Source organism: Photobacterium sagamiensis (genome assembly GCF_050337085.1).
Taxonomy (GTDB): domain Bacteria; phylum Pseudomonadota; class Gammaproteobacteria; order Enterobacterales; family Vibrionaceae; genus Photobacterium; species Photobacterium sagamiensis.
Genome location: NZ_JAKJSP010000097.1, coordinates 1 through 7,299, shown reverse-complemented (window position 1 = coordinate 7,299; position 7,299 = coordinate 1). Strand labels below are relative to the sequence as shown.

The following is a 7,299-nucleotide window of genomic DNA, read 5'->3' as shown; positions in this document are numbered from 1 at the left end:
CTGGCTGATGCAACATTACATGATATTGGTCTATCTTCCGGTATACAGTCCGGAATTGAATCTGATCGAAATCCTTTGGAAACAGGCCAAGTATTACAGACGCCGCTTTATTACTTGGAGTAAAGAAACACTGGAAGCAGAAATCGCTGCCTTGTTAGATGGCTATGGCAACTTATTTGAAATAAGTTTTTCTTAGTTACTTAGCAGCGTGACCAGCAGCCATGATTGAATACGGTTTACGGTTTGGCTTGTCTTTTTGCTGGACGGTTGTGAACGTAACCAGCCCCAATTTATTCAGCTTTACCAGTTCACGATATACCTGTTGATGAGATGAACGCCATACGTGACTTTTTGACATAGACCGAGTTAATTCATAGCCAGTTGCGTTTCCATTTAGCAACGAAAATAAAATGTGCATTGCTAGATTATTTAATTCCATTTTGTTTTCCTTTTATCAACATTGTTTCGGTGCTAACGGGGTAAATAAAGATAGTCCCCTCCAGATTTCTTCGTTAACTTATTTACTTGAGTACATTATCAAGTAGTCAGGGCGTGAGTGTGAATATTGGCCATCAAAGGTTAAATTAACCAGCTGGTAACTCATGCTCTTGCCTTGACATAATAAGCCGCCGATATCAGCGGCCTAATATATTGTATGTTAAGTGCACCAACGCAGGCCTTCTTGCACAATAAAGCCCAATACCAATAAAAGGGTGATGCAAAACAGCGTACTGCTGATATACGCTTGCCACTTTGGTTTAGCGCGCCTGGTTGTACGGATTTCCTTTAACGTGCGCCGGGTCGGTGCTGGAGTCGCTGTATTCATTAAACCTCCTTAACGCGGATATGTTTTGCCCGCAAAAGCTTATTCTTCGCTTTGGTACGCATTTCCAATGAATGATTAAGTAATCGCCCTACAGGACAAAACAGCCGACACCAAAAATTATTCATAACCGCTGAGCCTATGAGCGCCAGTGGCAAGATATACCACTGGATACCAACACCTTCTAAAGAGAACATCATAGCAAAAGGCTCATAAGAGGCTATGGCTGGTGTTCGTGATAAAAGGATTAACATCAGAGATAACCATAACAGCAAGTTAACGCCGAATTTGGCATTATTCAGTAGCAGTTTAGACGGTGAAAAATTAAGTCCGGTTAACTTATTGAGCCAGTGCTGGATGACATGAAATGGACAGAGCTGGCTGCAGTAAACGTTACGCCCCATAAAAAGCAAAGAGGCGATCACACTGCTCATCAATATGTACCAGCCAGGATGGCTGTGCCAGTCCGGCAGGTAACCCAGAAACAGGCTGCCAAAGGCGTTGAGTGACAAGGAGCTGTTGAGCCAGAACCCCATGGTGGCCACGACGATCACAGACATTATCCGGCCAAAGCCTTTACGATACCGTGGCGGGATTTTTTTACTTGCAAGTGTTGCGATGATCACAAGGGTGAGAACGATTTCTTTGATCGAAAAGTTGATCTGTAGCGGCTGCCAGGTTTGTGGCATATTTAGTGTTATTGCCGCCTGGTGGGCAGCTTGGCGTACGGCCAGGGTGATCCCCTTGGTGGAGTAGGTTGCGCCGCTGATCCCGTCAATATCGCCATCAACCAGAAAATCGCTGTTTAAGATTTTGCCCTTAAACTGTCTTAAAAAGTGCTTGCGCTCCAGCCGGCCAATATAGGCCGGCGTATCTTTGTGTTGAAGCAAGTCGACATCCTCAATGCTCCGAGTCTTTTCATTAATCTTTACGCTGATACCAAGCGGGCCGCCATAACCGTTGCCTTTTGCGGTAACTATAGGAATCGGGTTATCGCCCTGTTGCATCACATATGGCCACGGGTTGTCACTGGTTGTTCGTTGTACGCTTGAACCGAAGTATTCGAAGAGTCCTCGGCTCTCATCAATGTGTTGGAAGTAATTGCCGGCAATGGCGGCAATCAGCAGGGAAATATAGCCAAAGTAAGCCAGCCAAGCTGGTCGCTTTGCTCTCTTTTGGTGTTTTTTCCGGGAAGAATGAGAATTTGACATAGGATGCCTTTACTGCATCGGGCCATAATGTGCGAATAGCAAAACCAGGGGCGGTAGCCATACCTGCAGGTGGCAAACGTGCTGCCACCTGTGAGCTGTGACAACACATCGACAAACTTCAGTTGCCGTCGCCCCTGTTTAAGGGATTTATTTATTGGCCGGGGTGATAAACAGGCGCCACGTACCGGCAAAAATCACCAGCCCAATCAGGCCAAACATGATCAATCCCATCGCTCCGGACTGCGGTTCACGCTCGGCAAAGGATGCCCAGGACCAGGCGACACAAAACCAAGCACTGCCCGCCGAGGCCATCAGGCCCAGGTTCGCCCGCCAGTCTATCCGGTAGTGCTCTTTAAGCTTGACGTAGCCCCAAATGCCCGCCGTTGTTAACATACCCAGCAGGTACCACATTAACCCAATCATAATCTTTCTCCTCGCAGTCAAAGTTAAATTTCGATGTCTTTACCGGTTTTCCAGAATTTCACAACCGCTTTTTCATCAAAGGTGTTGCCATAGCCATAGACCTCATCCATCACTTTCATAAAGGTGTGAATAGGACCGCCGGTGAAGGCATTGGAGGCATCGATCATCCGGTGGTGCCAGAAATCCGGTTTGTTCCACGGGCAGGCGGTAATACAGGCGCCGCAACCTGTGTCGCTTTCTACCCAAAACTTTAAGCACTTCTTTGCATCGCTATAGAACTTCTTAACACCTCTCTGGTGGTGCCAAGCGTAATCCGGGTTGTCACCGTTTTCATAGGTCGGTCCCCAGTTCGGTTCATCATCGGTGGAAATGGCGTTGGACGGGCAGGCATCGGCACACAGCTTACATTTGGTACAGAAATCCATGATCCCGAAGCTGCGTGGCTTGTCGTAAGCCTCTGCCGGTAATTCCAGATCGGTATAAATCTTGGCAATTCTAACTCGGGGACCGAGGCGTGGGGCAACCAGCACGCCATTTCGCGCACCTTCGCCCAGTCCGGCAGCAACGGCATAAGCCACGCTGTTACCTAAATCATTGCTGGCCGCTACTGCCTGGTAGCCCAGAGCATGAAGGAAAGTTTTTATGCTGGTACCGACAAATGACATCTTGGAATAACCGTTGCCTACCGTGCCTTCTGCAACTTTTGAAGGTGCAGTAGCCATGGCTGCGTAATCCATCTCCACCAGAAACACAATCACCGATTTGGGTTTAAATGGAAACTCGTCCCAGGAGATTTCTTTTTCTTTTTGTRCGTCGTAGAGGGGGTCGAAGTTCCAGAGCGGATCGTTGGGGGTGATACCGCAACGCACCGCGCCGTAGAGCCGTGCGGCAGATTTAATGGCCATGGAGGCTTCTTCACCGGAAGAAAACTCCCAGCGCTCCGGGGCAACCTGATCAACAAGACCGAGCGGCGGCATATCAACCGGGCCCTGATACCATCTGTTGACGCCATTATCCGGCATCATGTTAGGTGCCATCGGTGCCATCACATTGACCGGAGCCCATCCCCCCCAAGCCAGGGCGTTATCCAATTGCGACATACCTGTTTTCTGTCCCAGCTTTTCAGCTAATTCGGTGGCATGACGGATATCCACCGAGCCACGAACAAATTTCATGGCGTTGTCCTGGAAGTTCCAGCCGTTTTCAAAAGTCTGGTTTCTGGCCGGGAACTGCTGGGCTAGTTGCGGGCTGAGGGCATAGGTCCAGATGGAGTTGCGCTGAGGGAAGGGTTTGAGTACTGCAGGATCCAAAGGAACCGGAAAGCTGTCATGTTCAATGCCGTCGATACGATCGGCGACAAAGGCACCCGATACACCGGTGGCTGCCGTTGCCGCGATACCGGCACCAATTTTAAACAGATTGCGGCGGGATTTATTTACGCTTGCGTCATCAATGATATCGGCAGTATTGATTCGCGGCTGATTTTCCGGATGTTCAGTTTTTTTCGAAGTCATTGTTTAATTCCTTATCCACAGGGCAAAGCCCCCATAACAGATAAGGAAATGATAAAGACATAGACCGTTCGGAAAAATAAAGCCAGTAACAATAGAGTATTACCAAGAATGAACATAACCCTAAAGAGATGCCCATTGAGGTGCTTATGATGGAGTAAATAAACCGAACCAGATCACATAAACAGCCGGAAAGCGTGTAACGGCGGTCACATCAGCTTAAAAGTTAACCAATGGCCGCCGACACACACAAACTGAGATTTTTGCTTTAGTGTGAACCAGATCACAATCACATGGCTACATTGTCATGTTTCAACGCCTCAGAGCAGGCCAACGCCACCATTTTGCGGCGGCAACGGCACACCAAACAGCTTGTTGTAACGCATGAAGTGAATAAAAGCCCGGGTCGTAGATGGATAATACTGATTTTTAGGATAGATGGCGTAAATCGGAACCGAATTAGCGAACTTGCCGTCAAACAGGGCAACCAAACGCCCTTGTGCGACATATTGTCGGCACAAAAATTCGGGCAGCTGGACAATGCCGTTATCGTTGAGCGCCATATGCATGACCACTTCCAGCTCGTCGCACTGCATGCAGCTGTTGATCTTCACCTGATGGGGGATTTCATCTTCGTGCCATGACCAGTAGCCGATTTCACGTTGGCGTGCCGATTCGATACATTCAATGGTATGGTAAGCGCCCAGCTCTCTCGGATGCTGAGGCACACCATTTTTTGCCAGATAGGCAGGACTGGCATAGAACATCTGGTCACAAAGCACCAGGGGTTCGTTGATAAATGCCTGTTCATTTAACGGGCTGATATGCAGCATAAGATCGGCATCGAACTTATTGATTTCCGGCAGGCCGTGGGTGGTTAACAGGGTAAGATCAATCTTGGGATATTGGGTCAGAAAATCGGTCAAACAGTATTGTGCCAGACGGCGGTGAATCAGATCCTGACTGCACACGGTTAGCTTGCCGGTTGGCTCGGCTTTCTGAGTCTGAATTTCTCCCATTGCCTGGATCCAATGCCGCTCCATTGCCACGGTATGCTCGATAAGGCGCCGTCCCTCATAGGTCAGTTCGAACTGTCGCGTCGTGCGTTTAAACAACTTGATCTGCAACCTGTCTTCGATAGACTTTATGCGTCGGCTCACGCCCGACCGAGTCAGGTGCAGCATATCTGCAGCTTTTGCAAAACTGCCCTGGTTGGCAATAAGGTTGATGAGCTTGAGATCGTCAACTGAGAGGTTAATCATAGTTTTACAGGGTTTCCGTGAAAAGTTGATACAAAGGGATATCGAATACCCTCTTCAAGCAAAAAGTGACATACCGTAGCATATTCATCAATATTACTCATAATTGACGTTGAAAACTACCGATAGGAAGAGAGGTCGAAATTGCTAAGAAGACAGTTAATAATAAGGCGACGACCGTGATCATAAGCCCCTTAAAACTAGATAATATATTCACGTAACATCCATTCGTACATACAAAATGAGCAGCAGTGGGGTTTCAATCTCACTGCTTGGTTATGTTTTAGGGTTTTCTCTTTTGCTTCATCAGTTCGATGTTATGTTACAGCCGGCTGTTGTATTGCATGCGGCCTCGCCGGAAAAAATCTTTGTAAGGAATTGATTTTTTTCACGTACGAGTTGCTTTAAACGCATCACCACTTCGCTTACACGATGATCGAACGGGTCTGATAGCACGCGTTGGGCGTGCTCAAACTCTCCCTGTTGCCGATAAATTTCCGCTTTAAGCAATCGACCAGCATCTTCATCGCCGAGCAGGGACAACAGTGCCTGCAGGTTTTGCTGTTCTTGCTCGGTGAACGGGACTGTTGGGTCTGAATAACGGCGTTGGTCATTATTCCGTTGCCAGAACTTGATCCGCAGATAGGGGTGATAGTATTCGGCAATGTCGCCGAGTTGCTGCAATAGCATTTCGTAATCCACCAGGGTTAATGACAAATATGAGTAATCGTCATTGTCCGCTGGAACTTCTTGCTGCGGATGGGGCTCCAGATCAGCCAGGCTGACAATTTCGTTACAGTGGCGGCACCGGCCCAGTAAATCCTGTTCGGGCATCTGATCGGTTTCCAGGAAACCATCACTCCAGAGCGTGCCTCCCAGGGTATTGCCTGACAGCAAAGGGACAATTTCGATTGCACTTTGACAATGGGTACAGGCTTTATATACCGTCGGGCCGAACTCCAGATCTGCGTAAGCTTTGCTGCTCTCAACCTGCCATGTGTTTGTCATTTTCCGGACTCCTGCTGTTGGTTCTCTTTAAACGTTTGTACTTTTGCCTGAACTTGGTTGATGGCTTCACCTACAAGGCGTCGCTCCCCGATTTTCAGTATTGACTGGAGGAAAAAAATGATGATCAACGCCAAGGTGGCGACGAACAACATTAGCGCGAACTTGTTCGGTTCCCTTTTCTTTTTAGTGGTGGCCATCATCTGGATCTCCGCTGGTTTTGTCGTGCATCGTTTTCCGTTATATCGATAGTGGGAATTGATTGTGTTTTCAGTCTGGCTGGGCGCTTGAAAGATTTCACTGCTTTGGTGCGCAAGCGCACTAACTCATTGAGCGAAAAGCCCACGGGGCAAAACAGTCGGCACCAGAAATCTGGTACAAACAGTGCGCCCAATAACGAGAAGGGCAAGATGTACCACTGCATCCCCATTCCCTCCAGAGCGAACATCATGGAGAAGGGTTCGTAGGATCCGAGCGCCGGGTGTCGGGATAAGAAAATCAGCATCAATGACATCCAGATCAGCGTCAGAATGATGCTTCTGGCGTTACGAGTGACTTGTGGCGTCAGATTCAGGCGGATCCCGCTTATCTTATGTAATAGTCCCTGTACTGTACTGAAAGGGCAGAGATTGTTGCAGTAGATGTTGCGCCGCAGAAACACGATCCCGCCAAATACGCTGAGCATCATGATCCACCAAATCGGGTGATGCTTGGGGCTGGGAAAATAGCCCAGCAGAATTGAACTGAGGCAACCAAAACTGATCGAGGCGTTGGTGTAGATCCCCACATATGCCAATGACAGCAGGGGGATAATTGCTTTCAGGATCCGGCTTAGCTTGCTTTGGTACTGGTTAGCAAATACCACCAAAGCGACCAACAGCAGCAGGCCGGCTTCTTTTATGCCAAACTGCCATTGCTCTTCTTGCCAGACCGAGGGCATTTTCAGGTGGTTCACTGCGCCGAGATGAACAGCCTGACGCACCGCCGACGTGATTCCGCGTGCCGATATTGTGGCGCCGGAATAACCATCAATGTCTGAATCAATCAGAAAATCATCGGTGATCAAC

General features: G+C 48.4%; 9 protein-coding genes and 1 pseudogene. 1 reads left to right on the top strand and 9 read right to left on the bottom strand.

Annotated elements, in window-relative coordinates; all coding sequences use genetic code 11:
- Positions 1–94, top strand: a pseudogene (locus L4D76_RS28120) (transposase); the annotation flags it as partial.
- Between the two features lie 102 nt (positions 95–196).
- On the opposite strand, the gene L4D76_RS28115 reads toward L4D76_RS28120, so the two are convergent.
- The 9 genes from L4D76_RS28115 to L4D76_RS28075 form a co-directional block, all read right to left on the bottom strand.
- Entirely contained in the window at positions 197–439 is a 243-nt protein-coding gene (locus tag L4D76_RS28115) for a PadR family transcriptional regulator (protein ID WP_428444131.1), read from the bottom strand.
- Between the two features lie 219 nt (positions 440–658).
- Complete coding sequence (locus tag L4D76_RS28110) at positions 659–826, bottom strand: hypothetical protein (RefSeq protein WP_428444130.1); 168 nt, start codon at positions 824–826, stop codon at positions 659–661.
- Positions 826–2,034: an FMN-binding protein gene (locus L4D76_RS28105; protein ID WP_428444129.1), complete on the bottom strand. Its 1,209-nt coding sequence runs from the start codon at positions 2,032–2,034 to the stop codon at positions 826–828. The genes L4D76_RS28110 and L4D76_RS28105 overlap by 1 nt, the downstream gene beginning before the upstream one ends.
- A gap of 147 nt (positions 2,035–2,181) precedes the next feature.
- The gene (locus L4D76_RS28100) at positions 2,182–2,457 is read right to left on the bottom strand and encodes a tetrachloroethene dehalogenase (protein WP_428444128.1); all 276 of its coding nucleotides are present in this window, start codon (positions 2,455–2,457) and stop codon (positions 2,182–2,184) included.
- A 23-nt stretch (positions 2,458–2,480) separates the two neighbouring features.
- Positions 2,481–3,971, bottom strand: a complete 1,491-nt coding sequence (locus tag L4D76_RS28095; RefSeq protein ID WP_428444127.1) for a reductive dehalogenase — start codon at positions 3,969–3,971, stop codon at positions 2,481–2,483.
- A gap of 317 nt (positions 3,972–4,288) precedes the next feature.
- Positions 4,289–5,230: a LysR family transcriptional regulator gene (locus L4D76_RS28090; protein ID WP_428444126.1), complete on the bottom strand. Its 942-nt coding sequence runs from the start codon at positions 5,228–5,230 to the stop codon at positions 4,289–4,291.
- A gap of 303 nt (positions 5,231–5,533) precedes the next feature.
- Positions 5,534–6,235, bottom strand: a complete 702-nt coding sequence (locus L4D76_RS28085; RefSeq protein WP_428444125.1) for a hypothetical protein — start codon at positions 6,233–6,235, stop codon at positions 5,534–5,536.
- Positions 6,232–6,435 (bottom strand): hypothetical protein, encoded by a 204-nt coding sequence (locus L4D76_RS28080; protein ID WP_428444124.1) that lies wholly within the window; start codon positions 6,433–6,435, stop codon positions 6,232–6,234. Before L4D76_RS28080 ends, L4D76_RS28085 begins: the two co-directional genes overlap by 4 nt.
- On the bottom strand, positions 6,432–7,299 hold an 868-nt coding region (locus tag L4D76_RS28075), incomplete at its 5' end, for an FMN-binding protein (protein WP_428444123.1). The genes L4D76_RS28080 and L4D76_RS28075, both read right to left, overlap by 4 nt.